Origin of the sequence: Nocardia mikamii NBRC 108933 (assembly GCF_001613505.1) — a bacterium.
GTDB lineage: Bacteria > Actinomycetota > Actinomycetes > Mycobacteriales > Mycobacteriaceae > Nocardia > Nocardia mikamii.
In genome coordinates this window covers 1-25,148 of the sequence record NZ_BDCM01000008.1, presented here as the reverse complement: position 1 = coordinate 25,148, position 25,148 = coordinate 1, and the positions used below count along the sequence as shown (strand labels likewise).

The following is a 25,148-nucleotide window of genomic DNA, read 5'->3' as shown; positions in this document are numbered from 1 at the left end:
TCAGACTCCTGTCTTGTCGCTGCCGGCGGGTGCCGGAGCCGAATCGTCCTGCGGCAGAACCCGGTTCAGCACGCCGAGGGCGCGGGTGTAGGTGGCCGGGAAATGTCGTTTGAGATGCCAGACGACCATGGCGTCCAACTGCGGCAGCACATGCAGGCGGCCGCGCTCGTGGGCGTCGAGGGTGATGCGCGCGACGTGGTCGGGCGAGAAGCCGGTCCAGCGCATGAGTTCGGTGGCCAGCCGGGCCGATCCGGCGGTGATGCGTCCGTCGCGGGCGACGTTGGTGCGCACGAAGGTCGGGCACAGCACCGTCACGGCCACGCCGGTGCCGGACAGTTCGGCGGCGAGGGTCTCCGACAGCGACACCACGGCCGCTTTGGAGACGTTGTACGGGGCCATCGCGGGTGCGGCGGCGAACCCGGCCGCCGAGGCCACGTTGATGATGCCGCCGCGTCCGGCGCGGCGCAGTTGCGGCACGAACAGTTCGCACCCGTGCACCACACCCCACAGGTTGATGCCGAGCGCCCACTGCCAGTCCTCGAAGCCGATGTCGCCCACCGGCTTTCCGCCGATTCCGACGCCGGCGTTGTTGATCACCAGGGTCGGCGGCCCGTGCAAAAGCGATGCACTCTGCCGCGCCAGCGCTTCCACCTCCGCGCGCTGGGCCACATCGCAGCGCACGGCGTGCGCGCGACGGCCGTGCGTCCGATCGATGAGCGCGACCGTCTCCTCGGCGCGGCCGAGGTCGATATCGGCACAGATCACCTCTCCCCCGCGCCGCGCCAGCTCCAGCGCGAAGGCGCGCCCGATGCCGCTGCCGGCTCCGGTGACGACCGCCTTGGCTTCGTAGGTGCGGTCACCACCGCCGATCACCGATCGCAGCGCCGCATTCGCCCCGGCCATCGCATCCACGATCCACATCGCTACCCCGCCTCTCGGGCACTCGATACCGGTTGTGCCGCACGGGATCGCGCGAGCACACCGGTGATGAAGGCGGCCGCGCGGCGCAGTGCCGGGCCGGCCTCCGGTACGGCCAGCGGCAGCGCCTGGAAGACGTGGATCTGGCCGGGCCACACCTCCAGCTCGCACGGCACGCCGGCGGTATGGGCGAGATCGCGGAGGTGGCGGGCGTCGTCGGCGAGCATTTCCGCGCCGCTCACCTGAACGAACAACGGCGGCAACGCGGTACCGGGCGGGATGCGCAGCCGTAGCCGTGGCGAATCCTCGGGTTCGTCGCCGGTGTACAACCGCACCGCGGCGCGACCGGTGCGCGCGGAGGCCATGGCGTCGGTGGCGCGGCGTTCGCAGCCGCGGGCCAGTTCGAAGGACAGATCGATCAGCGGCGAGAACAGCACCGCGCCGGCCGGCTGCGCAACTCCGGTGCGCGCATTGTCGAGCAGCAGGTCCACGCACAGATGCCCGCCGGCCGAGTCACCGCCGATCACGAGGTCCGCGGCTCGGTAGCCGTGAGCCAGCAGCCAGCGGTAGCCCTCGGCCACATCGTCGGCCGCGGCGGGAAAGGGGTGTTCGGGCGCGAGCCGATAGTCGACGACGAAGACCGGAAGTCCGGTCGCGCGGGACAGTCGCGACGCCAGTCCGCGATGGGTGCGCGCCGAGCAGATGACATACCCGCTGCCGTGCACGTAGTACAGGGCTCGATCGCCGTGGCCGACTCCGGCCGCGCGCACCCATTCCCCGCGCAGCGAACCCGAACGGACCTGTGTCACATGGGTTCCCGGCAGCACCGGTCCGCACAGAGCCATGATCGACGCGACCATTCCACGGGCGGCGGCGATGCCGAGCGGATTGGCCGGCAGCAGGCGGTTGATCGGCCGTATCCCGTACCGTCCCGCGGTCAGCGCCAGCCGCGCACGCAGCGACGGTGACGACGGGACCGGTGCGGTGGCCGACGGCGAGGTCTCCGTTGACCTTCTCGTCTCCATGTACCGAGCATCAGCTACCTATGTGCCATTTGTCAATGGCAGATAGCATCGGCGGTCACGAGAGGGTTGCGCCACCTCCGTGACCAGGGCGCCGAGCATGTCCCGCGCGATTTCGGCATGTTCGCGCAGATCCGGAGACGCCTCGGCCGCGGCGAGTTCGACGATGGTGTTCAGTTCACCGAAGGCCACCACGAGGCGGCGCAACGCGGCGCGCTGCTGGGCGGCCGAGAGGCCGTTGATACTCACACCCGAGGGATCGCCACGCCGGACGTTTCGTTACGGCGCCGAACGATCCAGGAGCGCACCGGCCGGACCGAGGCTCAGCATGCCGGTGCCCGCTCCGAGCAGTTCTCCCCGCGCCGGGGTCAGCGCGCGGTGCACCTGGCGCGCGGTCTCCCGGTCCGCGAATCGGTCGGCGGCGATTCCCAGTAGCGCCCAACGCAATTCGGCCAGATGGTCCGGCGGCGGCGCGGGCGCCGCACGCAGCAGCTCGTGAGCGTGCTCGGGTTGGAGCAGGGCGGCGACGAAGGGGGTGTTCGGCCCGAAGTCGACCGCGGCGAGTTCGGCGGGGTCGCGGCCGGCTCGCAGCGCGAGGCACAGGCGGGTCAGCGGCGCGAGACCGGCAGCCACACCGGGCATTCCGCAGCCGGGCAGGGTGGCGAGTGCGCGGTCGTAGGCGTCTGCCACCTCCGGCTCCGGCCGGTCGGTGAGGACCGTGCGCAGCGCGCGGTACCAGGTGGTGAACACGCCGACCAGGTCGCGCTCGTAGCGCGCCGCGAGCCGGTCGGCCGCGTCGGCGTGCTCGTCGGCCGCGGCCACCTCGCCCAGAGCGGCCGCGGCCTGCATCGCGACGAGATGCCCCAGGATCAGGTAGGTCGACAGGTCGTGCCGGCTCGACACCGTGACGAGTTCGCGCGCGAGCCGCGCCCGCATCGGCCATCGGCCCGGGGTGTGGAACGACTGCAAGAATCGGGCGTCGAGAGCGAGCACCAGCACGGACGGATCACCCAGGTCGCGGGCGATGCGTTCGGCGGCCCGCGCGGCGTCGGCGCCGGAAGTGCCTCGGCGGCCGCGGGTTTCGATGGCGAACAACGCGAGCAGCCGGGCGCGCAGCGCGGGCGCGGCCTCGGCGTCCAAGCGTTCGAGGGTGGTGCGGGCGGCCTCGGCCACGCGCGCGGACCGGGCCGGGTCGTCGAGTATCGACCAGACCCCGGGGACCTCCATGCGGGTCAGCGCGGTGGCTGTGAGTTCGGGATCGTCGATCGCGAACAGATCGTCTATGGCGCCCGCCCGGCGGTCCTGGGCGGTCGTCAGACCGGTCGCGTCGGTGAGGGCCAGGCCGCGCAGCAGGTCGGCGGAGGAGGTGAGGCGGCTGCGCGGGCCGATGGCACTGTGGGCGGCGACGGTCTCGCGCCACAACCGGTGCTCGCCGAATTCCGGCTCCCCGGTGAGAATCTCGCGTTCGAGGGCGATCAGTTCGGCGCTGGGATCCAGTCCGGCCTCCTCGCCGAGCCGGGTGCGCGCCCGCCGCAGTGCCGCCAGCGCGTCCTCCCGCCGCCCGGCCTGCCACAGCCCGCGCGCCTGCAGCAACCACGCTCGTTCCCGTGCGGGATGGGCGTGCAGATGCGTTTCGAGTTCGGCGACGGCCTGTTCCGGCCGCCCCTGCCGGATCCGCGCCTCCGCGAGCATTTCCACTGCGGCCGAACGGAGTTCGCCGAGTTTCGCGGATTCTCCGCTCGCCCACCGGTAGTCGCCGTAGGCGTCTCCGCGCCAGAGCGCGAGGGCGGTTTCCAGCGTCTCGATCCGCGGGGGCCCGGCCTGATTCGCCGCCGCGCGGACCAGATCGTCGAAATACCAGGCGTCGACGTGGTCGCGGGGCAACATCAGCCGGTATCCCGTGCCCTCGGTGGCGATCACGCGGGAAGGGGTGCGCGGAGCGCGGGCGGGTTCCAGGGCGCGCCGCAACGCGGCGACGAAGGTGCGGACGGCGGCGACCGCTCCCGCCGGCGGCTCCTCCCACAGGTCTCCCACCAATACCGGTACCGGCACCACCCGTCCGCCCGCGGCGATCAGACGGGCCAGCACCTCGGCGTGGCGGGGGCCGTGCAGCGGCAGCGGCGTCCCGTCCGCGGCGACGGCCCGCACCGGGCCCAGCACACCGGCCGAGGGTGCCGCATCAGGGTCGCTGAGCTGCGCACTCATCGGTTGCTCATTCCCGCCGCCGAGTATCGATCGCGCACCGCACCAGCCTAGAGAAGGGATCGTCACCGCATGTCCGCACCCACCATCCCCGGTTTCGACTACGACCGGATCCCGGTCGCCGAGGATGTCGCGTTGTCCGTGGCGCACGCCGGCTCCGGAACTCCGATCGTGCTGTTGCACGGCTTCCCGCAGACGCATCTGATGTGGCGCCACGTCGCCCCGACGCTGGCCCGCCGGCACACGGTGCTGTGCCCGGATCTGCGCGGCTACGGCGACAGCGGCAAACCGGTTGCGGCCGGCCCGGACACCTATGCCAAACGCACGATGGCCTCGGATGTGATCGCACTGGCCGACCACTTCGGATTCGATCGGTTCGCGCTGGCCGGGCACGACCGCGGCGCCCTGGTCGCGATTCGCGCCGGACTCGACCGACCCGACCGGATCTCCCATCTCGCGGTGCTGGATGTGCTGCCGACGCCGGACATGTGGGAGGTCCTGCACGGCCACACCGCCGCGGTGGCCTTCCACCTGTACCTGATGGCTCAACCGCCCGGTCTGCCCGAGCGCATGATCCGCGCGAGCGCCGACGACTTCTTCGGCCACTTCCTCGACGCCTGGTGCCTGCATCCCGGCGCGATTCCCGATGACGTCCGCGCGGCATATCTGCGGGCGTGCGCCGGCGCGGTCGATTCGATCGTCGCCGACTATCGCGCCTCGGCCACCGTCGATCTCGACCACGATCGGGCCGACCGGGCCGCCGGACGGCGACTCACCATGCCGGTCACGGTGATTCAACAGGATTGGGGCGCCGCACTCGGATACGACGCGGCCGCGGTCTGGCACGAATGGGCGACCGATCTCGACCATCGCACTCTCGCGCTCGGGCATTTCATGGCCGAGGAGGCGCCGGACGCGGTGGTCGACGTGATCACCGATCTGCTGCGCCGCTGAGCGGCACGCCGGGCACGTCGCGGCCGAGGAAGGCCAGCAGTTGCCGATGCGGCGGCGCCTGCGCGGGGGCCGGGACCGCCGCCGCGAACATCCCGGGCCGGCGGAACGTGTCGAAGTCCATCGCCCGCATGGTGGCCAGCAGCTCGGCGCTCTGCCGGTCGTCGATGCGGTCCGTCAGGCCCGCGACGACGGCGAGATCTATTCCGTGGACAAGGATTTCGGTGCGATGTATCTGCGCGGCCAGAGGCGCGGGTACCGCACCGAATCCCAGCCGCACGGTCGCGGACAGGGCGTCGGGCCGATGCCAGGCCGCGCGATCGAGTTCGGCGGCGGTAGCGAAAGCCGCGTGCGGATCACAGCCGAGCCACTCGTCGTGATGATCCTGTTCCGCCTCGGTTCCGCAGAGTGCGGCGGCGAAGATCCGCATCCCGCCGACCAGGTGATTCAGTTCGAAGCGCAGATCCCAGCCCGGGCACAGCGATGGGGTCGCGAGCAGATCGGCGCGCAGACCGGCGACGATCCGCGTGGTCGCGTCCAGGGCGGCGTCGATGTGGTCGATGGGAGTGGTCATGGCGACTCCATGCGGATTCGTGCGGCGTGACACCGGGATACCTAACGCAGCTGTCGGCTGCGTTTTAACCGTAAGCGGCTGTGCGGCTAAACGCAAGTGTGCGCTGCGTTAGGATCGGGGCATGGCAGACACCGGTAAGGCGCGGCGTCCGGGCGGTCGCAGTGCGCGCGTGGCGGCGGCGGCGCACCGGGCGGTAATGGAACTGGTGGCCGAACGCGGCTACGGCGCCTTCACCGTCGCCGATGTCGCCGCGCGCGCCGGAGTCGCCGACACGAGCATCTACCGGCGTTGGGGCACGCTCGAACAGCTCACCGCCGATGTCGCCCTCGGCTGGCTGACCAGCACGTCACCGATTCCCGACACCGGCAACCTCACCGACGACCTGCGCGCCTACGCCGCCGGGGTGGCCCACGACCTCAGCGGCCCCGACGGAGTGGCGGTGCTGCGCCTGATGATCGCGCTGTCGAGTGCGGGCGACGCGGGCCTGCGCGCGCGCGACGCCTTCCTCGCCGAACGCGGCCGCCAGATCCAGGGCATGCTCGATCGGGCCCACGCCCGCGGCGAGCGGGCTCCCAGCGCCCTCGACATCCTCGATCATCTGTTGGCGCCCATGTACATTCGCACTCTCTTCGGAACGGGCCCGGTGACCGCGGACTACGCACACGAACTGGTCGCCACGCTGCCGTCCCGGGCGAGCTGACGCCCCACAGGACCGAAACCATTGCACCACTGCAGGTTTCACCGCCACGCTCCCCGCGCCCCCGCGTATCGGATACGTACTCGCCATATCGGGCACGTACAGTGCGCGATATCGGACGAGCGCAAGCGAGGGGGCCGTAGAGGTGAGCAGCGACAGCCGGGCCGACGAGATACGCGGCGCCGAACCGAACGCGCACAGCGGCGCGACGGCCGATGCGCCCACCGACGCCGATGTCGATACCGTTCTCGATTTCGATACGCGCGCCGGCGCGGTGACGATGGCCGACGAACGCATCGGTGTCAACGATGCCGTCGCCGCCGCCCTCACCCGCTGGATCGGGTCGATGCCCGCGCTGTATCTGGTGCTGCTCGGGTTCAGCATCTGGATGGCGCTGGCAACCTGGGGGCCGTTGCGTCCGGTGGACCCGTATCCGTTCCCGTTCCTGCTGTTCGTCGACAACGTCGCGCAGCTGATTCTGTGCCTGGTGATCCTGGTCGGTCAGCGGGTGCTCAGCGCCGCCGCCGACCGCCGGTCGGTGCAGACCTACGAGAACACCGAGGCGATCTTCGCCCAGGTCGCCGATTTGCAGGCGCATCTGGACCACCACGACCGCGCGCTCAGCCGGGGCCTGAGCCTGCTCGAGTCGACGCCCCACCCGTGGATCGAACGCCATCGGGTGCAGCCGCCGCCGCAGGCCGCCGACCAGGCGGTCAGCACCAACGATCGGATCGCGGTGTGGCTGACCGAGCGGCTCGGCAGCGTCTGGGGCTTCTATCTCGCGCTCGGTTCGCAGATTCTGTGGGTTGTGCTGGCGCAGGCGGGAATTCAGCGCGTGGATCCGTACCCCTTCGCTTTCATGGCGTTTCTGTCCACGCTCGCCCAACTGGTGTTCATGATCGTGATCATGGTCGGTCAGGACGTGCTCGGGCGCACCGGGGACCGCCGTTCCGAGCAGACCTTCCTCGACGCCCAGGCGGTGCTGCACGAATGCCGGCGGATGAAGGCCCGGCTGACCGCACAGGACCGCGTCATCGACAGCCTCACCGGATACGTCACCGACCGGGTCAGCGAACAACTCGGCAGAGCCCTGCACGAGACCAGCGAACGGGTCGACCATCAGGCCCGCGCCCACACCGTCATGACCACCGGCGAAGCGCCGGCCGACGCCGCCGCACTTCGTCACTGGAACGAGCTCAGCGACCACGCTCGCCGGACCTATCGGCTGCAGGCCCGCGGGATCGGCGAGGATCTGGCCGCGATCGGCTGCTTCATGGTGCCCGCCTTCGACCCGGCCTTCGCGGTCACCTTCGACGACGACGAGATCGGGCTGCTGGCCCGGCTCGACTACGAGCGCCGGATCGCGGCTCGGCGCGCACTGCTCGGCGGGTCCGCACACCCCGATGCCGACGACGCCGAACCGCTGCCGTGGCCGGACCTTCCCCGATCCGCGCGGATCCGCTACCTGCAGGCCGCGCGCCGGATTCCGGTCATGGTCGCCGGCGCCGGCTTCCAGGTGCTGCGCAGCACCCCGCCCCGGGTCCGCGGCGCCGCCCGCGCCGACCTGACGTAAGGTCGCGACCCATGAGCGAGGATCTGTTGGGTAAGGGTGCGCTGGTCAGCGGCGCGAGTCGCGGCATCGGGTACGCGGTGGCGGCGGAACTGCTGCGGCGCGGGGCGAATGTGCTGATCACCGCCCGCAAGCCGGAACCGCTGGCCGAGGCGGCCGACCGGCTGCGGGCGCTGGGCCATCCGGGCACGGTCGTCGCCCTGGCGGGCAATTCGGGTGACGAGGCGGCGCGCGCCGAGCAGGTGGACACCGCGGTCGCGGAATTCGGATCCCTGGACATCCTGATCAACAACACCGGCATCAACCCGGTCTACGGATCGCTGATGGAGGCCGACCTCGGGGCGGTCCGCAAGATCTTCGACGTCAACGTGGTCGCGGCGCTGGGCTATGTGCAGCAGGCCTACCGGGCGTGGATGGGTGAGCACGGCGGCGCGGTGGTGAACCTCGCGAGTGTGGCCGGCATCCGCTCGACGGGGGTGATCGCCGCGTACGGCGCGTCCAAGGCGGCCCTCATCCGGCTCACCGAGGAACTGGCCTGGCAGCTGGGTCCGTCGATCCGCGTCAACGCCGTCGCGCCGGGCGTGGTCAAGACGAAATTCGCCGACGCGCTGGTCACCGACAACGAGGAGGCCGTGGCCGCGACCTATCCGCTGCGGCGCCTGGGCACGCCCGAGGATGTGGCCGCGCTGGTCGGATTCCTGGTCTCCGATCAGGCCGCGTGGATCACCGGCGAGGTGGTGCGGGTCGACGGCGGCCTGCTCGCGACCGGCGGTATCTGAGCCGGACGGCCGCCCCCGGTCAGCGGAAGGCGAGGGCGCCGAGGATGTCGCCGTGCCGGTACTTCAGGTACTTCTTCACGGTGTCCTCGTCCACCGAACTGGTGGCGGTGGCGAAGGTGATGACCAGGAACTGCTTTTCGGCGTCGTCCTTCCATTTGCCGGTCGCGAAGTTCGAGATGTAGGTGCCGGGCCGCAGTTTCAGGTCGTCGTCGGTGTACGCGTCCGGTGCGGCCGCGGCCTTCTCGCTGCTCGACATACCGACGATGAATTGGGTCAGCATCAGCGAGCCGCCCTCGGCCTTGTACACCATCTCCGCCGCGTACTGGCAGCCCAGCGAGGTGAGCTTGCCGCCGACCTCGATATCGGCGCAGCTGGGGTGATCGCGCCCCTCCACCCAGTCGGCGTGCAATTCCACATCGCCGGCCTTGAAGTTCCAGTCGTGCCCGTATTCCTGATAGCTCAGGTGACCGGAGGTCCCGGGACTGGCACTGGTGCTGGGTGCGGCGGTGGTGCTCCGGGAGTCGGTGGTGGCGGGAACGAGCGCGGGAGTGCTGGTTCCGGCGGCCTGGTTGTCGCCGCCGGAGTCGCGGGTCGCGACCACGACGATGCCGCCCGCGATCACCAGGAGCGCGATCACACCGAAGACGATGCCGACGATGAGTCCGGTGTTGTTCTTCGGCGGCGGTGGCGGCGGGTAGCCACCGGGAGCGGGCTGCCCCCAGTTCGGGGCGGGCATCTGCTGATCCCACGCCGGTGTCTCCCACCCGCTGGGCGCCGCGTCCCAGCCGGGGCCGGGCTGGTTCGGGTCGCGCCCCCACCCCGCGTCGTGGGGTTGTTGCGGGCCGTAACCGTACGGCCCGGGTCCGGGGGGATACGTCATCTGCTGCCACCTTCCGCGTCCCGGGGCAGCGCCCTCCGCGGTCGTGGTCTCCCCCCGGGCATCGTGGGTCGACCCTACCGGACCCGACACACCTGCGGTGATGCGACGGGCGGGCACACCGCGGCCGGTCGATCTGCTGCAATGGCCGCATGAGTGCCGATCTCATCGTCTGCGGGCTCGGCCCGGCGGGGCGCGCGCTGGCGCATCGCGCGGCCGTCCACGGACTCACCGTGACCGCGATCGATCCGCATCCGTGGCGCCGCTGGCCCGCGACCTACGCCGGCTGGGCCGACGAATTGCCGGACTGGCTACCGGCCCGGGTCGTGGCCGCGACGGTCGAGCGACCGCTCGCCCGGGGTACGCGGGAAGTCGGCATACCCCGCGCCTACCAGGTTTTCGGCACCGCCGCCCTGCAGGACGCTCTGGACCTGTCCGGGGTGCGGGTGATCGCCGACCGGGTGCTGGCTATCGACCGAGGCGAGCGGGTGCGACTGGCCTCGGGCCGGATCCTGACCGCGCGCCGCGTGGTCGATGCGCGCGGACTGGCCCGCGATGCGCGGCGAGCCGAGCAGACCGCGTACGGCGTTGTGCTGCACCGTGATCGCGAACCGGCCGTCTTCATGGACTGGTCCCGCGACAACGGCGCCGGCGCCGCCGAACCGGCGTCGTTCCTGTACACGATCCCGCTGGGCGGGGGCCGAGTGCTGTTCGAGGAAACCTGCCTGGCCGGGCGGCCGGCGATCGGCCTCGACGAGTTGCGGCGCCGGCTGGAACAGCGATTGCACAGCCGGGGAATCGAATTCGGTGCCGACGCCCCGGTCGAACGGGTGCGCTTCCCGGTCGAGGGCGGCCGGGCCCGCGACGGCGTCTTCGGGGCGGCGGGCGGACTGTTGCATCCGGCGACCGGTTACAGCGTCGGCGCCGCCCTCGCCGCGGCCGACGCCGTCGCCACCGGCCGGACTCTCTGGCCGGTTTCGGCGCGGCTGGTGTTCGCCCTGCGCAGGGCGGGACTGCGGGCGCTGCTGGCGCTGCCGCCACACGAGCTTCCGGCGTTCTTCGACGCCTTCTTCGCCCTGCCACCGCATCTGCAGCGCGCCTACCTGTCCGGGCGCACCGATCTGCGCGGCACCGCCGCCGCGATGGCCGCGCTGTTTCGCGAGTTGCCGTGGCCGCTGCGCCGGGTCCTGGCCGCAGCCGCGGCCGGGGTGCCCGCCGGTCAGCCGTGATCGAAGACCAGTGCGGTGGTGTTGTCGGTGGCACCGGCCGTGATCGCCGCCTCGACCAGAGCGTCCGCGGCGGTCGACGCGGAGTCGGCGTCGGCGAGGATCTGCTTGATCTCGGTCATCGCCAGGGTCTTGTGCACCCCGTCCGTGCTGAGCAGCCACCGGCCGGTGCCCGTGCCGGTGATGCCGTGGCCCACCGCGTCCGGCCGCACGGTCCGCGCCGAGGTCGTGACCATGTGGTGCATCCGGGGCGCGACGGTGACGCCGCGGGCGTTCATCATCTCGGCGACGGTGTGATCGCTGGTGATCTGATGCAGCACTCGCCCATTCCAGTGGTAGGCCCGGCAGTCGCCGACCCAGGCGATATCACACGGTCCGTCGATGCGGTCCGGTGTCGGGCACACGGCCACGACCACCACGCTGTCGGCGGAGGGTTCGGGAAATTCGCGCAGCAATTGTTGTTGCGCGGCAAGGATTCCGGCGGCCGCACTGCCACCGACGGCCACCCGCGCCGCGACCTGCGCCACGGTGCGCGCCGCCCGCGCGGCCAGCAGATGATCGCCGATGCCGTCGGCGACGGCGAAGGCGCTGCGCCCGACCGCGGAGTCGATATAGCCCGACACCGCGTCGGCGTTGAGCGATCGGCCGCCGCGCCGGCTGACCGAATGCGCTGTGATTCCCGTGAGCCGCATCAACTCACGCCGTGTGATTGCCGTCGTCACCGCTGTGTGCACGGCCGACCTCCTCGACTGCCCCTGCCGACTGCGGTTCCGTTCGTTCTCGCCGGCGATCGCCCGGACAGCGACCGGCGCCGAAACTGCCCTGAACAGAACTCGCCTGCTCAGACTATGTCAGCCGGGACCGTGCTCAACCTGTGAATACGGGCACGAGTTCATCACAGGCCGCCGTCCCGGGCCACATCGTGGTGGTTATCCTCCACCTTCAGTGCCCGAAATGCCCGAAACGCCCGTCTCTGATCGCATGGGCGAGTGTGTCCGTGACCGGTGTGACGCCGGCGCTTCGCCCGGCCGTGACCTGCGCGGGCGGTCGCGGTCATCTCGGCTCGGGCGGCCCCGCCACCGTCGCGGTGAGCGCGCGTATCTCACTCACCAGCTGATCCAGCGGGGTGCCGGTAGGGAACACCGCGGCCGCGCCCGCCTCGAGGAGTCTGGGCACATCGGCCTGCGGAATGGTGCCGCCGACCACGACCGCGATATCGGCGGCGTCGGCGGTGCGCAGTCCCTCCACCACCTTGGTGGTGAGCCCGAGATGTGCGCCGGAGAGAATGCTCAATCCCACCACCGCGACATCCTCGGCCACCGCGATCGACACGATCTCCTCGACGCGGCGGCGGATACCGGTGTAGACGACCTCGAAACCGGCGTCGCGCAGCGTGCGCGCGACGATCTTCGCGCCACGATCGTGGCCGTCGAGCCCGGGTTTGGCGACCAGGACGCGCGCGGGCATCAGAACACCACCGGCTGGCGGAATTCGCCCCACACCGATTTCAGTGCGGCGGTCATCTCTCCCACCGTGCAGTAGGCGTTGGCGCAATCGATGAGCCGGTGCATCAGATTCTCGTCTCCCTCGGCGGCGCGCGACAGCGCCGACAGCGTGGCGGCGACCGCCCCGGAATCCCGGTCGGCCTTGACCTCGGCCAGTCGCTTCAATTGCAGATCCCTTCCGGCGGCATCCAATTCGTAGGTGCCGATTTCGGGCGCGGGTTCGTCGGAGGTGAATCGGTTGACCCCGACGATCGGGCGCGCCCCGGATTCGATGTCCTGGTGTGCGCGGTAGGCCTCGTCGGCGATCAGGCCCTGCAGATAGCCGTCCTCGATGCAGCGGACCATGCCGCCGTGCGCGTCGAGGTCCGCCATGATCTCGGCGATCCGCTCTTCGGTCGCATCGGTGAGGGCCTCCACGAAATAGGAGCCACCCAGCGGATCGGCCACCCGCGTGACGCCGGTTTCGTAGGCCAGGATCTGCTGGGTGCGCAGCGCCAGTGTCGCCGATTCCTCGCTGGGCAGGGCGAACGGTTCGTCCCAGGCGGCGGTGAACATCGACTGCACCCCGCCCAGGACCGAGGCCATCGCCTCGTAGGCCACGCGCACCAGATTGTTCTGCGCCTGCGGTGCGTACAGCGAGGCGCCGCCGGAGACGCAGCCGAACCGGAACATCGACGCGCGGTCGGTCGTGGCGCCGTAGCGTTCCCGCACCAGCGTGGCCCAGCGACGCCGTCCGGCACGGTATTTCGCGATCTCCTCGAAGAAGTCGCCGTGGGTGTAGAAGAAGAAGGAGATCTGCGGCGCGAACTCGTCGATACTCATGCGGCCGCGCTCGACCACGGTGTCGCAGTAGGTGACTCCGTCTGCGAGGGTGAACGCCATCTCCTGCACCGCGGTCGCGCCCGCGTCGCGAAAGTGCGCCCCCGCCACCGAGATCGCGTTGAACCGCGGCACCTCGGCGGCACAGAATTCGATCGTGTCGGCGATCAGCCGCAGTGAGGGCTGCGCCGGCCAGATCCAGGTGCCCCGCGACGCGTATTCCTTGAGGATGTCGTTCTGAATGGTGCCGGTCAGTTGCGCGCGGGCGACGCCCTTGCGTTCGGCGGCGGCCACGTAGAACGCCAGCAGGATCGCGGCGGTGCCGTTGATGGTGAAACTGGTGCTGATCTCGTCCAGCGGAATCGACTCGAACAGGATCTCGGCGTCGGCGAGAGTGTCCACGGCCACGCCCACCCGGCCGACCTCCTCGCTCACCTCGGGATCGTCGGAGTCGTAACCACATTGGGTCGGCAGATCCAGGGCCACCGACAGTCCGGTGCCGCCCTGACCGAGCAGATAGCGGTAGCGGCGGTTGGACTCCTCGGCGGTGCCGAAACCGGAGTATTGCCGGAAGGTCCACAGTCGCCCGCGGTAGCCGGTGCCGAAATTGCCGCGGGTGAAGGGATATTCGCCCGGCGGGGGTGGTTCGGCGACGCGATCGCCCGGGCCGTAGACCGGGGCGAGCGGGATGCCGGAAGAGGTCTGGACGTCGTCGTTCATCTTTGAATACGTTACTTGCAAAAAAAGAGAATGCCAATACCATCGAAGGTGAACGACTGACTTCGAGGAGCGTCATGCCCGCATCTCCGTTGGCCGGCCGCACGGTGGCCGTCTCCGGCGCAAGCCGCGGGATCGGCCTCGCCGTCGCGGTCACCGCCGGCCGCCCGGGGCGCGAATATCGTGCTGCTGGCCGAGATCGCGCAACCGCATCCGAAACTGCCCGGCACCGTCCCTACCGCGGTGGCGAATACGGCCGGCGGGTCCGCACTGCCCCACTCGGCGCGCGATCCGCGCGGCAGGGTCGATGCCGCCGAGATTCTTTCCCGCCCCGCACAACTCGACTCGTTACCCCGGAGGTACCGATGCAGCCGCCCGTCGATATCGCGGTCCGCCAGATACTGGACTATTTCGGCACCTGCCCGCGCTGCGGCTATGCCGCGGAGGCGGTCCGCACCGTCCGCACTTTCGCCGATCACCGCCGCGAGATCGAGATCACCGCCAGCTGCGGCCTGCCCTGCGGCTGGTACGGCGCGGCGCCGCTGACCACCATGACCGGTGTGCACGCGGGGGTGCGGTCGTGACCGGCACGATCGAACCCACCACCACCGACGTCGCGCACATCGGCCATTGGATCGACGGCGGGATCCGGCCCGGCGTCGCCGCGCGCACCGCTCCGGTGACCGACCCCGCGACCGGCCGGGTCACCGGGACCGTCGCCATGGCCGGACGTGAGGAGGTCCGCGCCGCCGTCGAGTCCGCGGCGGCCGCCTTCCCCGGCTGGCGCGACACCTCCCTGACGCGGCGCACCTCGATCATGTTCCGCTTCCGTGAACTGCTCGACGCCCGCAGATCCGAACTGGCCGGACTGATCACCGCCGAGCACGGGAAGGTGTTCTCCGACGCCCTCGGCGAGGTCTCCCGCGGTCAGGAAGTGGTCGAATTCGCCTGCGGCATACCGCATCTGGTAGAGGGTGGTTTCACTCAGAACGTCTCGACCGGCGTGGACGCGTACTCGGTGCGGGCGCCGCTGGGCCCGGTCGCGATCATCTCGCCGTTCAACTTCCCCGCCATGGTGCCGATGTGGTTCTTCCCGCTGGCCGTGGCCACCGGCAATACCGTCGTGCTCAAGCCGAGTGAGAAGGATCCGTCGGCGGCGCTGTGGCTGGCGAAGCTGTGGGACGAGGCCGGACTTCCGCCCGGCGTCTTCACTGTCGTGCAGGGTGACAAGGAGGCCGTGGACGCGCTGTTGCTGGACCCGGCGATCAAGGCGGTCTCCTTCGTGGGCTCGACTCCGATCGCCGAGTACGTCTACGCCACCGCCGCCGCGACCGGTAAACGGGTGCAGGCCCTCGGCGGCGCCAAGAATCACGCGGTGATCCTTCCCGACGCCGATCTGGACCTGGCCGCGGACGCGTTGGTCAATGCCGGATACGGTTCGGCCGGGGAACGCTGCATGGCGATCTCGGTGGCGGTCGCGGTCGGGAATATCGCCGACGATCTCGTGGCCCGGGTGGCCGAGCGGACGCGCGGCCTGCGCCTCGGCGACGGGCACGGCGACGCCGATATGGGTCCGCTGGTTACCCGCGCGCACCGCGACAAGGTGGCGGCCGCCATCGACACGGCCGAGGCCGAAGGCGCCCGCGTCGTCGTCGACGGTCGCGGCGCGATCGGCACCGCCGACGCCGATATCGATGTGTCCCAAGGCTTCTGGCTCGGACCGACGCTGCTGGACCACGTGACTCCGGGGATGGCCGCCTATCGCGAGGAGATCTTCGGACCGGTCCTCTCGGTGGTGCGGGTCGACGGATACGAGCAGGCCCTCGACCTGATCAACGGCAATCCGTACGGCAACGGCACCGCGATCTTCACCAACGACGGCGGCGCGGCGCGGCGCTTCCAGTACGAGGCCGAGGTCGGGATGGTCGGCATCAACGTGCCCATCCCGGTTCCCATGGCCTACTACAGTTTCGGCGGCTGGAAGAACTCACTGTTCGGTGACACCCACGCGCACGGCGTGCAGGGCGTGCACTTCTTCACCCGCACCAAGGCCGTGACCAGCCGCTGGCTCGATCCCAGCCACGGCGGGCTGAATCTGGGCTTCCCGCGCAACGACTGAGGCCCCGCGCCCAGCTCACCCGGACCGGGTCACCACCACCCGCACGCGGGCATATCGGTCACACTGAGCAGATGCCCCGAACCCGGACCCCCGCCGCGCCGGCCGCCGCCCGCGCCGACAGCGCACGACGGTCGGAGATCCTGCGCGCGGCCGCGGACCTGTTCGCTTCGGCCGGATACGCCGGGACGAACGTGAAGGATGTCGCCGACGCCTCCGGCATTCTGCCCGGCAGTCTGTACCACCACTTCGATTCGAAGGAAGCGATCGCGGTCGAACTGCTCGAGCGCTATCACGCCGCACTGGATGCCGTGGCCCGGTCCGCACCGCCGCCGTCTGCGATCACGAGCGCCGACGGCGCCTTCGATGTCGTGAACGGGTACGCCACCGCCCTCGCCGCCTGCGCCCTGGAACACCGTGCGGCACTGCAGTTGTCGATCTACGAACCACACACCGGCGCCGGGACCGCGCTGATCGCCCTGGCCGCCGATCCGCCGACCGCCCCGATCGCGGCGATGCGCGCCCTGCTCGACGCCGGCGCCGCGCACGGATACCTCGCCGCCACCGTGGATCGGTCGGTGCTGGCCGAACAGTTGTGCCAGACCATGCTGCACATCGGCCTGTCGGTCCTGCATCGCGAGAATTCCGCCGACCGCGTCGCGACCGTGGTGTGCCGCCTGCTGCTCGACGGCCTGCCCGCCGAGCCGGCCTCTCCCGCCGCACTCGATCGCTCGGCGGCCCTGCGCGCCGCGCACGACACCATCGCCACCTGGGCGGCTCCCGACGACACCGGCGACGACGACCGCACCGCCCGGCTGCGCGCGGTGGCGCGAGTGGAATTCGCCCGCCGCGGTTACGAGGCGACCACCATGCGCGATATCGCCACCGCCGCCGGAATGGGCGCGGGCAGCGTGTACCGAACCGTGGAATCGAAACAGGCGCTGCTGGATTCGATCATGGGGTCGTTCCACGACGAGATCTCGCGCGCCTACGCCGCCGTGGTCACCACCGACAGCTCCGCCGTCGCCAAGCTCGACGCGCTCACCTGGATCAATCTCAACGCGCTGCGGCGTTTCGACCTCGAGTTCGCGATCCAGCGCGCCTGGTTCCGCTCCACTCCCCCCGACACCAGCGACGTGATCGAGGTTCTGCGCCGGCGTGCCCGGCAGATCGCGAGCGTCGTCGATCAGGGCCGCGCCGACGGCGAGATCACGCTCGAGGGGATGACCAAGAGCCGGTTGTCGGCCTGTGTTCGCGACCTGATCTGGATGCCGCCGCCGGTGGTCGCGCGCGTGGGAATTCGTGCCGCACACGCGCATTCCCGCGCGACGTTGCTGTGCGGCGCCACTCGCACCGCTCCCGCCGCCTGACGCCGGCCCTTGTGCGCCGACCGGTTTTCGACGTACAGTTGCGGAACAAATATTTGGTTCGCACGTTCGCCCACGAGTTCGCCCGGGCGACTGCGCACCGGTCCGTTCGCACAGCTTTCCGGGCACTCTCCCCGACCGCCGGACCGACGGCAGCCCGCGAACGCGCCGACTTCCCGCAACGGAGCCCGCATGACCGACCATCCCGAGCCGATCCGTTCCGTCTCGCCGAGACCGAATCCCTCAGCGCCCCGGCATCTCCCGCGGGAGAGCCGATGATCACCCTCTCCGACGGCAGCACCAGTCCGCTGATCGACGCCAGCGTGCACATCTTCTTCCAGGGCAATGCCGAACTGCGCAGCTGGCTGCGCGAACCGTACAGCGCCCGCGGCTATCCGGATGTCGAGATGGACTGGTACGGCGCGCCGGGCGGTGAATACGCGCCGGGCGCCGTCCTGTCCGAGGGCGGATATCCCGGCTCCGAGCCCGACGCCGTCGGGCGGGTGCTGTTCGGCGAGCGCGGCGCCGATATCGCGATCCTGCATCCGATGACCCGCGGCATCATGCCCGACCGCCACCTGGGGACGGCGATCGCGAGCGCGCACAACGAGATGATGATCTCGCGCTGGCTGGACTCCGGCGCCTACGCCGACCGCTACCGCGGCACGCTGCGGGTCAATCCGGAGGACATCTCCGGGGCGGTCCGCGAGATCGAACGCTGGGGTTCCCATCCGCGCGTCGTGCAGATCGGCATTCCGCTGCAATCCCGCGAACTGTACGGAAAGCCGCAGTTCTGGCCCCTGTGGGAGGCCGCGTCGGCCGCGCATCTCCCCGTCGCGGTGCACATCGAATCCGGTTCCGGCGTGGCCTATCCGCCCACCCCGTCCGGACATCCGCGCACCTACGAGCAGTACCTCGGCTTCATGGCGCTGAACTACCTCTACCACCAGATGAACATGATCGCCGAGGGTGTGTTCGAACGCTTCACCGATCTGCGCTTCGTGTGGGCCGACGGCGCCGCCGACCTGCTCACCCCCATGATGTGGCGGATGGACACCTTCGGCCGTCCGCACCTCGAGCAGACGCCGTGGGCGCCGCGCATGCCCAGCGACTACCTCCCCGGTTCGATCTACTTCGTTCAGGGCCGGCTCGACGGGCCCGGCGATGCCGACTTCGCCGGGGACTGGCTGGAATTCACCGGCAAGGACGACATGGTGATGTTCGGTTCCAGCTATCCGCACTGGCAACTCGACGATCCGGCGCGGCTGCCGACGGCATTGACTCCCGCCCAGCGCGAGAAGGTGCTGTGGCGCAATGCCGCCGGCCTGTACGGCATCGACATTCCCGCCGCGGCGACGACGCGGTAACCGGTCTCGGAATCGAAAGGGATACCCATGACACAGGCGAATATCGACGTACGGATGCGGGTTCCGAGCTCGGATCGGGTCGCGGTGCGGGTGGTCGACTCCGACGTCCACCCGGTGCCCCGGCCGGGACGGCTCGCGGAACTGTACCCCGAACCGTTCCGCAGCAAGTATTTTCTCAATCGTCAGGTCGGCAGCACCATCTTCTACGACGCCCCCGACTTCGCCTACGCCTACGCGATGCGCGTGGACGCGTTCACGCCCGACGGCGGTTTCCCGGGCAGCGATCCCGACACCCTGTTCCGGCAGCTCATCATGGGCGCCGGATCCGATATCGCCATCCTCGAGCCGGGCCTGTACCAGGCCCGGCTGCCCGAGGCGACCTCGGCGGCCGCGGCGGCGGTCAACACCTGGCTGGATCAGGACTGGCTCGACGGTCACAACAACTGGCATCAGCGTTATCGCGGTTCCATCAGCGCGGCTGCCGAGGACCCGGCTGGCGCGGTCCGCGAGATCGAGAAATGGGCCGGCCATCCGTATATGGCGCAGATCCTCATCCGCGCGGAACCCCGTCCGGCGTGGGGCGATCCGATGTACGACCCGGTCTGGTCGGCCGCGGTGAAGCACGACATACCAGTGGCCTGCCACCTCTCGCGCGGATACTTCGAGACGCTGCCGATGCCGCCGGTCGGATATCCCAGCTACAACCACGATTTCATGGTCACCTACTCGCTGCTGGCGATGAATCAGGTGATGAGCCTGATCTTCGACGGTGTCTTCGACCGCTTCCCCGCGTTGCGGATCATCCTGGTCGAGCACGCGTTCACCTGGATCCTGCCGCTGATGTGGCGGATGGACGCGATCTACGAAGCGCGCACACCGTGGGTCGAGATCAAGCGCAAGCCTTCGGAGTACGTGAAGGAACACATCAAGTTCACCACCCAGCCGCTGGACTATCCCGACGACAAGACGGAATTGACCAGAGCGCTGGAGTGGATGGAGGCGGAGAAGATTCTGCTGTTCTCCTCGGATTATCCGCACTGGACCTTCGACGATCCGCGCTGGCTGGTCAAACACCTGCCCGAGCACACCCGCGAGGCGGTGATGTTCGGCAACGGTCTGAAGACCTACGCCACGCTGCCCGATACCGTGCCGGTACTGCCCGGGCAAGTGCGGGTGTTCTGAGATGACCGACGATCTCGCCGCCACACCCCGGCTGCCGCAGGGACGTGAGCACGCCGTCGCCACTGTCGACGAAATACCTCCCGGCACACATAAACTCGTACCCATCGGCCGCCACGGCGTCGGCGTCTACAACGTCGACGGCACCTTCTACGCCATCGCCAACTACTGTCCGCACGAGGGCGGGCCGCTGTGCGCGGGCCGCACCCGGGGGCTCACCGCGGTCGACGAATCGGTGCCCGGCGACGCGGTCAGTGTGCGCGGCGGCGAATACATCTACTGCCCGTGGCACCAATGGGGATTCGAACTGGCCACCGGCACCACCGCGGTGAAACCGGAATGGAGTATCCGCACGTATCCGGTGCGGGTGGTCGGCAACGACGTCCTGGTCACCGCCTGATTACAGACGAGGAGGTCTGTCCATGTCGATCGCCGAAATCCGCGGTGGCGAAGTCTATTACGAAATTCTCGGCGAGTCCGGTCCCCTGATCGTGCTCACTCCCGGCGGCCGGTTCAGCACGGAGATTCCCGGATTACGCCCGCTGGCCGAGGCCCTGGTCGCGGGCGGCCACCGCGTCCTGCTGTGGGACCGGCCCAATTGCGGGCGCAGCGAAGTCGCGTTCTGGGGCCCTACCGAATCGCATATGCGTGCCGAGGTCCTGCACGATCTGCTCGCGCATCTGGACACGGGTCCGGTGATCATCGCCGGCGGTTCCGGCGGTGCGCGCGATTCCATTCTGACGGCGATGCTGTATCCGGAGATCGCGACGAAGCTGATCGTGTGGAATATCGTCGGCGGCAACTACGGATCGATCGCACTGGGTTCGCATTACATCATTCCCAACATCACCGCGGCGAAGATCAAGGGCATCGAGGGCCTGATCGAACTGCCGGAATGGCAGGAGCGGATTCAGGACAATCCGAAGAACAAGGACCGGTTGCTGGCATGGGACGCGGAGGAATTCCAGGCACAGATGCTGCGCTGGCTCGACGCCTACGTTCCCAAACCGGGCCAGACCATTCCTGGTGTGACCGATTACGAGTTCTCGAAGTTGAAGATCCCGACCCTGATCATCCGGGGCGGCGAGCACGATATCGACCATCCCAAGCGCACCTCGATGGAAGTGCACTGCCTGATCGAGGGGTCGATCCTCATCGATCCGCCGTGGCCGGAGGATGCCTGGCAGCAGGGTCAGCGGGCCCGCGCACGGGGTGAGGGGCATCCGTTCGACTGCTGGGTACAGGCCGCCCCGGCGATCCTGGACTTCGTCGCGCGATAGCGATGGCACGCGTCGAATCCCGTTGTGGCGGTGGGCCGCTCGTGGGCCGCCCACCGGTCGTTTCACCGCGCGACGATGATCACTTCGGCGTTGGTCGCCGCCTCGAGCGCGGTCTGGATCCGGCTTTCCGGGATGCGCTCCAGATCGGTGGACGCCAGGCGGACGGTGAGGGTGTCGAAGCCGTCCTCGTCGTGGGTGCGGTCGATCTCCCCGGTGATACCGAAGCCGGCCAGGACGCCGTGGGCGTCGTCATCGGTTCCCCGGCTGACGAAGGTGACCGGCCCCGGCCGCACGGCCGAGCCGAAGATCTCGGCACAGATCCCGACCGCGTGTTCGCGCATCGCGGCGGTGTCCGCACCGTCGATCAGCAGCTGAATTTCGCGCCGCCGCGCCGGCAACCGATCGATTTCGGGCGCGGTCACGGCCATTCCGGATTCCGCGGCGAAGGACGTGAGCGCCGATATTCTTTCATCGAATTCCGCGGGCGACAGTTCACCGGCGGGATCCACATCGACGCGAATTACTGCGGTACGCATGCCGCCGATTGTAGGCACAGCAATTTCGGCACCGACGCTTTTCGGCGGCGGACGATATTCCGAAGGACGGATTGATGGATGCGATCGCGAATCCGATAGTCGCCGCACCACCGGGGACCACCCCGCGGATCGTCGGCGGCGACGCGGGTACCGAATCGGCGGCGGCGTACCGGGCGAGCGGCGGTTACGCGCCGATCGAGGACCCGGCGCGGCTGCTGGCCGAGATCGTCGAGTCGGGTCTGCGCGGGCGCGGCGGCGCGGGCTTTCCGCTGGGCGCGAAACTGCTGTCGGTACAGCGGCATTGCGGCGCCGGGGTGCGTCCGGTGGTCGTCGCCAACGGCGAGGAGGGGGAACCGGCCTCGGGCAAGGATCGCTGGTTGCTGCGCCGGCGCCCGCATCTGGTACTGGACGGATTGCGCGCCGCCGCAGCGATTCTCGGCGCCCACCGCGCCGTGGTGTACGTCTCCGACGGCTGGGCCGCCGAATCCGTCGCCGCCGCGGTGGCCGAGCTCGGCGCTGGCGAACTGCCGGTGCCGCCGGAGATCGTCACCGTCGCCGCCGGATATGTGGCCGGGGAGGAAACCGCGGCGGTGCGCGCGATCGACGGCGGGCCCGCCACGCCCACCGACAAACCACCGCGTCCGTATACGGCCGGTGTCGGCGGACGCCCGACAATGGTGAGCAATGTGGAGACCCTCGCCCAGCTGGCCTGGATTCACCGCTTCGGTGCGGCGGCCTTCCGCACCGCGGGTACCGCGGACTCGCCGGGCACCTTCCTGGCCACCGTCACCGGAGCCGGACGCGAACCGGCCATTTACGAACTGCCGCACGGTTATTCGTTCCGCGCACTACTCGAGGTGCACGGCGTCGCCGCGAATCGGGTGCACGGTGCCCTGCTGGGTGGTTATTTCAACGGCCTCACCAACAGCCGCATCCTCGACGCCCGGCTCGATCACGCCACGCTGCGGGCGATGGGGACGGGATTGGGCTGCGGGGCGGTCGCGCTGCTCACGCCCGACGACTGCCCGGTCGCGGTGGCGGCGTCGGTACTCGAATATTTCGACCGGGAGAATGCCGGCCAGTGCGGCTCGTGTTTCAACGGCACCGCGGCGATGAGCGCGGTCGCCTCCGCGCTGCGCGACGGCGGCGCCGAGGCCGCCGATCTGGACCGGCTGCGCCGTTGGTCGACCGTCCTGCGCGGGCGCGGCGCCTGCGGGACGCTCGATGCCGCGACGAACGCGGCCCGGACCCTGCTCGACGAATTCCCGGACGCGGTGGCGCGCCACCTCGTCGGGGGTTGCGCGGTCTGCGCGGCCACACCGTTCGCCGCGGTTCGGCCCTTCGATGTGGAAGCGGTGACCTCGCTGTGAGGATTCGACTCGATCGCACCGTCTGCGACGGTTTCGGCACCTGCGCCAAACACGCGCCGAAGTACTTCTCCCTCGACGACTGGGGGTATGCGTCCCTCGAGGGTGACGGCGCCGTCCCGCCCGCCGATCGCGCCGGCGTGCACCGGGCACTCCTGGACTGCCCGGTGCACGCCATCACCGAAATCGACAGCGCGACCGAATAATTCGCGCCGTCAGCGCCAGGGCAGGCAGCCCGCACTCCGCAGCCGCGCGGCCAGTCCCCCGTCGATGCCCACCGGTCCGCCGAACCCGCCGGCGCTCAGGGTGGGAACCAGCTGCGCGCCGAGTCCGGCGCCGATCGAACATCCGAGAAGATTGATGTCGACGGTGACGATCTCCTTGGGCGGGGTAAACCCGGAATCGTCATCGGCCGCGGCGGCGCCGGCCCCCGCCACCGCCGCGACGGTCAACGCCACGGTGGCGAGCCCGGTGGTGATGATGCGCACGTATCCTCCTTCTGCGCCGGTGCGGCGCAAGTCGAGTTCCGGCGGCGAACAGCAATAACGGCCCGCCGGAACCAGGCCGACTAGGCCGACTAGGCCGGAACATAGTGTTGACCGCCGTCGAATCCGCAAACCACATCTGCCAACGCCGACCCATTGGAATGCTCAAGGTGTTTACCCGCATGCTGATGACAACGTGCGCGACGGGTTCCGGCGCAGGGGTGAATCCTCCCCAGGGTGCCCAGCCCGGGCACCGCGACCGACTCGCAGCGGTTGATATGGCGGTACTCGGCAACTCGCCCATCACGGGCTTCTCAATCTGCCAACTGTCACATCGTTCCGGGGGCGTGACCGTGTTCGATCAGAAGGCGTGCCAGGTCCAGGGCGGTTCGATCTGTCCGCGTAGGCAACCAATGCGGTGGGCCGCTTCGGCTTTGGCTTGTGGCACTCGATTGCTGAGGCTGATTACGAAGGCCGTCCAACGAAGTTCTTGGATGTCGGCGAATACCCGAAAATCGGAGGTCGCTGTCATATCCATTCCACCGTAGGCGATCACGAAGGATTGATAGTCAGCGGTGGTGAGGCGGTTGAAGTCGCTGTGGTCGACCGCGAGTTGGATCAGATCCCATTCGGGGCGTCCTGTGGAGACTTTGTCCAGGTCGAGGAATGTCGGTGGTCCGGCGAGTGGTACGACGAGGTTGCCTTGCCAGGCATCCCCATGGATCACGCAATGGCGACGAGGAGCTGGCAAAAGCTGATAGCGGCTTCGCAGGTCTCGTTCATGCTGCAGGAGCCATTCGCGATCGTCGGCGTCGAGAGTTGTTGCAGAGTCGAGCTTTTCGAGCAGGCCACTGAATGGATCGTATTCCGGCAAGGTGAAAGCAGTTGGAGCGGCAATGGAGTGCAAGCGCCGTAGGGCCTTGCCGAGCTCTGCCGGGGTGGCCGGGCGATGATCCGGAATGAGCCGCCACCAGGTGACCGGACGCTCGTCGACGACGATCGGCTGGTCCAGTGCGGAGACTGCCTCAACCGTGTCGATGCCGGATTCGTTGAGCCATCTAGAGATCCACAGTTCTCGCGTAGCGGCATCGACGCTGCCCGGCTTGCCGATTCGAGCGATAATGCCGCCGCGCAGCTGGTAAATCGCATGGGCGCCTGTGCGGATTGAGATCGCTCCGGTGGCCTCGGCTCCGGCTAACGCGGCTGCCTGGGACAAGACTTCTTCTGCTGAGGTCATCCCTGATGAATTCATGACCTCGCCTGAAAGTTTCCGGTGGAGGCGATGACGTGGGCGAGTTCGGCGACTTCGGTGATCCGGCGATAGGGCGCAGCGGCGCCGGCTAGGGTCGCAAGCTCGTCTCGGATTCGTTGTGAATCGTAGCGTGCGGCTTCGTTGGCTGCTCGCATGCCGAGAGCTGCTGCCTCGCGTGGTTCGCCGATCGCCATGGTCAAAGTGGCGAGCCGGGTGAGTGAAAAGGTTCGCGATCGCGGGTAGTCCGGGCCCTGCAACTCGATGGCCGTACGGATTCGAGGAGCGGCCAGGTCAATTCGTTTACGGTGCACGGCGACGGGCATCAGGGCCTTGCCGGTGCTG

The 25,148-nt window shown here is 69.4% G+C and carries 26 protein-coding genes and 2 pseudogenes; 15 read left to right on the top strand and 13 right to left on the bottom strand.

From position 1 onward, the window contains the following. Genes NMI01S_RS10680 through NMI01S_RS10665 form a run of 4 tightly spaced genes read right to left on the bottom strand, consistent with a single transcriptional unit; the run spans position 1 to position 4,145 of the window. Positions 1 to 903, bottom strand: a complete 903-nt coding sequence (locus NMI01S_RS10680; protein ID WP_062996405.1) for an SDR family NAD(P)-dependent oxidoreductase — start codon at positions 901 to 903, stop codon at positions 1 to 3. A 20-nt stretch (positions 904 to 923) separates the two neighbouring features. After that, complete coding sequence (locus tag NMI01S_RS10675) at positions 924 to 1,943, bottom strand: alpha/beta hydrolase (protein ID WP_062996132.1); 1,020 nt, start codon at positions 1,941 to 1,943, stop codon at positions 924 to 926. Positions 1,944 to 1,961: 18 nt separating this feature from the next. Further along, entirely contained in the window at positions 1,962 to 2,189 is a 228-nt protein-coding gene (locus NMI01S_RS10670; RefSeq protein WP_039778153.1) for a hypothetical protein, read from the bottom strand. Between the two features lie 30 nt (positions 2,190 to 2,219). Then, positions 2,220 to 4,145, bottom strand: a complete 1,926-nt coding sequence (locus NMI01S_RS10665) for an AfsR/SARP family transcriptional regulator (RefSeq protein WP_062996131.1) — start codon at positions 4,143 to 4,145, stop codon at positions 2,220 to 2,222. 69 nt (positions 4,146 to 4,214) lie between these two features. Here NMI01S_RS10665 and NMI01S_RS10660 point away from each other — a divergent pair, with 69 nt between their 5' ends. After that, positions 4,215 to 5,096, top strand: coding sequence for an alpha/beta fold hydrolase (locus NMI01S_RS10660; protein WP_062996130.1), 882 nt, complete (start codon positions 4,215 to 4,217; stop codon positions 5,094 to 5,096). On the opposite strand, the gene NMI01S_RS10655 is transcribed toward NMI01S_RS10660, so the two are convergent. Then, complete coding sequence (locus tag NMI01S_RS10655; RefSeq protein ID WP_062996129.1) at positions 5,074 to 5,667, bottom strand: TIGR03086 family metal-binding protein; 594 nt, start codon at positions 5,665 to 5,667, stop codon at positions 5,074 to 5,076. The two genes, NMI01S_RS10660 and NMI01S_RS10655, sit on opposite strands and share 23 nt — an antisense overlap. Positions 5,668 to 5,788: 121 nt before the next feature. Here NMI01S_RS10655 and NMI01S_RS10650 point away from each other — a divergent pair, with 121 nt between their 5' ends. The 3 genes from NMI01S_RS10650 (at position 5,789) to NMI01S_RS10640 (ending at position 8,713) form a co-directional block, all read left to right on the top strand. Then, positions 5,789 to 6,367, top strand: coding sequence for a TetR/AcrR family transcriptional regulator (locus NMI01S_RS10650; RefSeq protein WP_062996125.1), 579 nt, complete (start codon positions 5,789 to 5,791; stop codon positions 6,365 to 6,367). A gap of 142 nt (positions 6,368 to 6,509) precedes the next feature. Next, the gene (locus NMI01S_RS10645) at positions 6,510 to 7,937 is read left to right on the top strand and encodes a DUF1003 domain-containing protein (protein ID WP_062996123.1); all 1,428 of its coding nucleotides are present in this window, start codon (positions 6,510 to 6,512) and stop codon (positions 7,935 to 7,937) included. Positions 7,938 to 7,948: 11 nt separating this feature from the next. Continuing rightward, the gene (locus NMI01S_RS10640) at positions 7,949 to 8,713 is read left to right on the top strand and encodes an SDR family oxidoreductase (RefSeq protein WP_039778156.1); all 765 of its coding nucleotides are present in this window, start codon (positions 7,949 to 7,951) and stop codon (positions 8,711 to 8,713) included. A 19-nt stretch (positions 8,714 to 8,732) separates the two neighbouring features. Here NMI01S_RS10640 and NMI01S_RS35540 read toward each other — a convergent pair whose 3' ends face one another. Further along, positions 8,733 to 9,593: a hypothetical protein gene (locus NMI01S_RS35540; RefSeq protein WP_174554491.1), complete on the bottom strand. Its 861-nt coding sequence runs from the start codon at positions 9,591 to 9,593 to the stop codon at positions 8,733 to 8,735. A gap of 149 nt (positions 9,594 to 9,742) precedes the next feature. Here NMI01S_RS35540 and NMI01S_RS10630 point away from each other — a divergent pair, with 149 nt between their 5' ends. Further along, positions 9,743 to 10,819 (top strand): lycopene cyclase family protein, encoded by a 1,077-nt coding sequence (locus NMI01S_RS10630; RefSeq protein WP_062996118.1) that lies wholly within the window; start codon positions 9,743 to 9,745, stop codon positions 10,817 to 10,819. On the opposite strand, the gene NMI01S_RS10625 is transcribed toward NMI01S_RS10630, so the two are convergent. From NMI01S_RS10625 to NMI01S_RS10615, 3 genes are all read right to left on the bottom strand, one after another. Further along, positions 10,810 to 11,550: a PP2C family protein-serine/threonine phosphatase gene (locus NMI01S_RS10625; RefSeq protein ID WP_062996112.1), complete on the bottom strand. Its 741-nt coding sequence runs from the start codon at positions 11,548 to 11,550 to the stop codon at positions 10,810 to 10,812. The genes NMI01S_RS10630 and NMI01S_RS10625 overlap by 10 nt on opposite strands. 319 nt (positions 11,551 to 11,869) lie before the next feature. Further along, on the bottom strand, positions 11,870 to 12,283 hold the full coding sequence (locus NMI01S_RS10620) for a cobalamin B12-binding domain-containing protein (protein WP_062996111.1): 414 nt from the start codon (positions 12,281 to 12,283) through the stop codon (positions 11,870 to 11,872). Further along, a complete protein-coding gene (locus NMI01S_RS10615) occupies positions 12,283 to 13,860 on the bottom strand; it encodes a methylmalonyl-CoA mutase family protein (RefSeq protein ID WP_062996109.1) in 1,578 nt (525 codons plus the stop codon). Before NMI01S_RS10615 ends, NMI01S_RS10620 begins: the two co-directional genes overlap by 1 nt. Positions 13,861 to 13,934: 74 nt before the next feature. On the opposite strand from NMI01S_RS10615, the pseudogene NMI01S_RS35845 reads away from it, so the two are divergent. From NMI01S_RS35845 to NMI01S_RS10580, 8 genes and pseudogenes are all read left to right on the top strand, one after another. Continuing rightward, positions 13,935 to 14,130: pseudogene (locus tag NMI01S_RS35845) on the top strand (SDR family oxidoreductase); the annotation flags it as partial. Positions 14,131 to 14,222: 92 nt separating this feature from the next. Continuing rightward, on the top strand, positions 14,223 to 14,441 hold the full coding sequence (locus NMI01S_RS35840; protein ID WP_062996107.1) for a hypothetical protein: 219 nt from the start codon (positions 14,223 to 14,225) through the stop codon (positions 14,439 to 14,441). 38 nt (positions 14,442 to 14,479) lie between these two features. Further along, positions 14,480 to 15,976, top strand: a complete 1,497-nt coding sequence (locus NMI01S_RS10605) for a CoA-acylating methylmalonate-semialdehyde dehydrogenase (RefSeq protein ID WP_245716817.1) — start codon at positions 14,480 to 14,482, stop codon at positions 15,974 to 15,976. A 71-nt stretch (positions 15,977 to 16,047) separates the two neighbouring features. Further along, entirely contained in the window at positions 16,048 to 17,343 is a 1,296-nt protein-coding gene (locus tag NMI01S_RS10600) for a TetR/AcrR family transcriptional regulator (protein WP_062996105.1), read from the top strand. Positions 17,344 to 17,615: 272 nt separating this feature from the next. Continuing rightward, positions 17,616 to 18,707, top strand: coding sequence for an amidohydrolase family protein (locus tag NMI01S_RS10595; protein ID WP_062996401.1), 1,092 nt, complete (start codon positions 17,616 to 17,618; stop codon positions 18,705 to 18,707). A 27-nt stretch (positions 18,708 to 18,734) separates the two neighbouring features. Next, on the top strand, positions 18,735 to 19,889 hold the full coding sequence (locus NMI01S_RS10590) for an amidohydrolase family protein (RefSeq protein ID WP_062996103.1): 1,155 nt from the start codon (positions 18,735 to 18,737) through the stop codon (positions 19,887 to 19,889). 1 nt (position 19,890) lies between these two features. After that, on the top strand, positions 19,891 to 20,286 hold the full coding sequence (locus NMI01S_RS10585) for a Rieske (2Fe-2S) protein (protein WP_062996102.1): 396 nt from the start codon (positions 19,891 to 19,893) through the stop codon (positions 20,284 to 20,286). A gap of 22 nt (positions 20,287 to 20,308) precedes the next feature. Then, positions 20,309 to 21,166 (top strand): alpha/beta fold hydrolase, encoded by an 858-nt coding sequence (locus tag NMI01S_RS10580; RefSeq protein WP_062996100.1) that lies wholly within the window; start codon positions 20,309 to 20,311, stop codon positions 21,164 to 21,166. Between the two features lie 62 nt (positions 21,167 to 21,228). Here the strand turns inward: NMI01S_RS10580 and NMI01S_RS10575 are convergent, their stop codons facing one another. Next, a complete protein-coding gene (locus tag NMI01S_RS10575) occupies positions 21,229 to 21,702 on the bottom strand; it encodes a hypothetical protein (protein WP_062996099.1) in 474 nt (157 codons plus the stop codon). A 74-nt stretch (positions 21,703 to 21,776) separates the two neighbouring features. Here NMI01S_RS10575 and NMI01S_RS10570 point away from each other — a divergent pair, with 74 nt between their 5' ends. Both NMI01S_RS10570 and NMI01S_RS10565 read left to right on the top strand, forming a co-directional pair. Next, positions 21,777 to 23,072 (top strand): NADH-ubiquinone oxidoreductase-F iron-sulfur binding region domain-containing protein, encoded by a 1,296-nt coding sequence (locus NMI01S_RS10570; RefSeq protein ID WP_062996097.1) that lies wholly within the window; start codon positions 21,777 to 21,779, stop codon positions 23,070 to 23,072. Next, positions 23,069 to 23,275, top strand: a complete 207-nt coding sequence (locus NMI01S_RS10565) for a ferredoxin (RefSeq protein ID WP_062996092.1) — start codon at positions 23,069 to 23,071, stop codon at positions 23,273 to 23,275. The genes NMI01S_RS10570 and NMI01S_RS10565 overlap by 4 nt, the downstream gene beginning before the upstream one ends. Before the next feature lie 9 nt (positions 23,276 to 23,284). Here the strand turns inward: NMI01S_RS10565 and NMI01S_RS10560 are convergent, their stop codons facing one another. The 3 genes and pseudogenes from NMI01S_RS10560 to NMI01S_RS35315 form a co-directional block, all read right to left on the bottom strand. Further along, entirely contained in the window at positions 23,285 to 23,557 is a 273-nt protein-coding gene (locus NMI01S_RS10560; protein WP_062996091.1) for a hypothetical protein, read from the bottom strand. A 358-nt stretch (positions 23,558 to 23,915) separates the two neighbouring features. Continuing rightward, on the bottom strand, positions 23,916 to 24,806 hold the full coding sequence (locus tag NMI01S_RS34050) for a phosphotransferase enzyme family protein (protein ID WP_245716809.1): 891 nt from the start codon (positions 24,804 to 24,806) through the stop codon (positions 23,916 to 23,918). Then, a pseudogene (locus tag NMI01S_RS35315) lies at positions 24,803 to 25,148 on the bottom strand (XRE family transcriptional regulator); the annotation flags it as partial. The gene NMI01S_RS34050 and the pseudogene NMI01S_RS35315, both read right to left, overlap by 4 nt.

Excerpts from the sequence above, each read along its gene's own strand:
- NMI01S_RS10680 (WP_062996405.1), bottom strand. The coding sequence starts at position 903 with ATGGCCGGGGCGAATGCGGCGCTGCGATCGGTGATCGGCGGTGGTGAC.
- NMI01S_RS10675 (WP_062996132.1), bottom strand. The coding sequence starts at position 1,943 with ATGGAGACGAGAAGGTCAACGGAGACCTCGCCGTCGGCCACCGCACCG.
- NMI01S_RS10665 (WP_062996131.1), bottom strand. The coding sequence starts at position 4,145 with ATGAGTGCGCAGCTCAGCGACCCTGATGCGGCACCCTCGGCCGGTGTG.
- NMI01S_RS10660 (WP_062996130.1), top strand. The coding sequence starts at position 4,215 with ATGTCCGCACCCACCATCCCCGGTTTCGACTACGACCGGATCCCGGTC.
- NMI01S_RS10655 (WP_062996129.1), bottom strand. The coding sequence starts at position 5,667 with ATGACCACTCCCATCGACCACATCGACGCCGCCCTGGACGCGACCACG.
- NMI01S_RS10650 (WP_062996125.1), top strand. The coding sequence starts at position 5,789 with ATGGCAGACACCGGTAAGGCGCGGCGTCCGGGCGGTCGCAGTGCGCGC.
- NMI01S_RS10640 (WP_039778156.1), top strand. The coding sequence starts at position 7,949 with ATGAGCGAGGATCTGTTGGGTAAGGGTGCGCTGGTCAGCGGCGCGAGT.
- NMI01S_RS35540 (WP_174554491.1), bottom strand. The coding sequence starts at position 9,593 with ATGACGTATCCCCCCGGACCCGGGCCGTACGGTTACGGCCCGCAACAA.
- NMI01S_RS10630 (WP_062996118.1), top strand. The coding sequence starts at position 9,743 with ATGAGTGCCGATCTCATCGTCTGCGGGCTCGGCCCGGCGGGGCGCGCG.
- NMI01S_RS10620 (WP_062996111.1), bottom strand. The coding sequence starts at position 12,283 with ATGCCCGCGCGCGTCCTGGTCGCCAAACCCGGGCTCGACGGCCACGAT.
- NMI01S_RS10615 (WP_062996109.1), bottom strand. The coding sequence starts at position 13,860 with ATGAACGACGACGTCCAGACCTCTTCCGGCATCCCGCTCGCCCCGGTC.
- NMI01S_RS35840 (WP_062996107.1), top strand. The coding sequence starts at position 14,223 with ATGCAGCCGCCCGTCGATATCGCGGTCCGCCAGATACTGGACTATTTC.
- NMI01S_RS10600 (WP_062996105.1), top strand. The coding sequence starts at position 16,048 with ATGCCCCGAACCCGGACCCCCGCCGCGCCGGCCGCCGCCCGCGCCGAC.
- NMI01S_RS10595 (WP_062996401.1), top strand. The coding sequence starts at position 17,616 with ATGATCACCCTCTCCGACGGCAGCACCAGTCCGCTGATCGACGCCAGC.
- NMI01S_RS10590 (WP_062996103.1), top strand. The coding sequence starts at position 18,735 with ATGACACAGGCGAATATCGACGTACGGATGCGGGTTCCGAGCTCGGAT.
- NMI01S_RS10585 (WP_062996102.1), top strand. The coding sequence starts at position 19,891 with ATGACCGACGATCTCGCCGCCACACCCCGGCTGCCGCAGGGACGTGAG.
- NMI01S_RS10580 (WP_062996100.1), top strand. The coding sequence starts at position 20,309 with ATGTCGATCGCCGAAATCCGCGGTGGCGAAGTCTATTACGAAATTCTC.
- NMI01S_RS10575 (WP_062996099.1), bottom strand. The coding sequence starts at position 21,702 with ATGCGTACCGCAGTAATTCGCGTCGATGTGGATCCCGCCGGTGAACTG.
- NMI01S_RS10570 (WP_062996097.1), top strand. The coding sequence starts at position 21,777 with ATGGATGCGATCGCGAATCCGATAGTCGCCGCACCACCGGGGACCACC.
- NMI01S_RS34050 (WP_245716809.1), bottom strand. The coding sequence starts at position 24,806 with ATGAATTCATCAGGGATGACCTCAGCAGAAGAAGTCTTGTCCCAGGCA.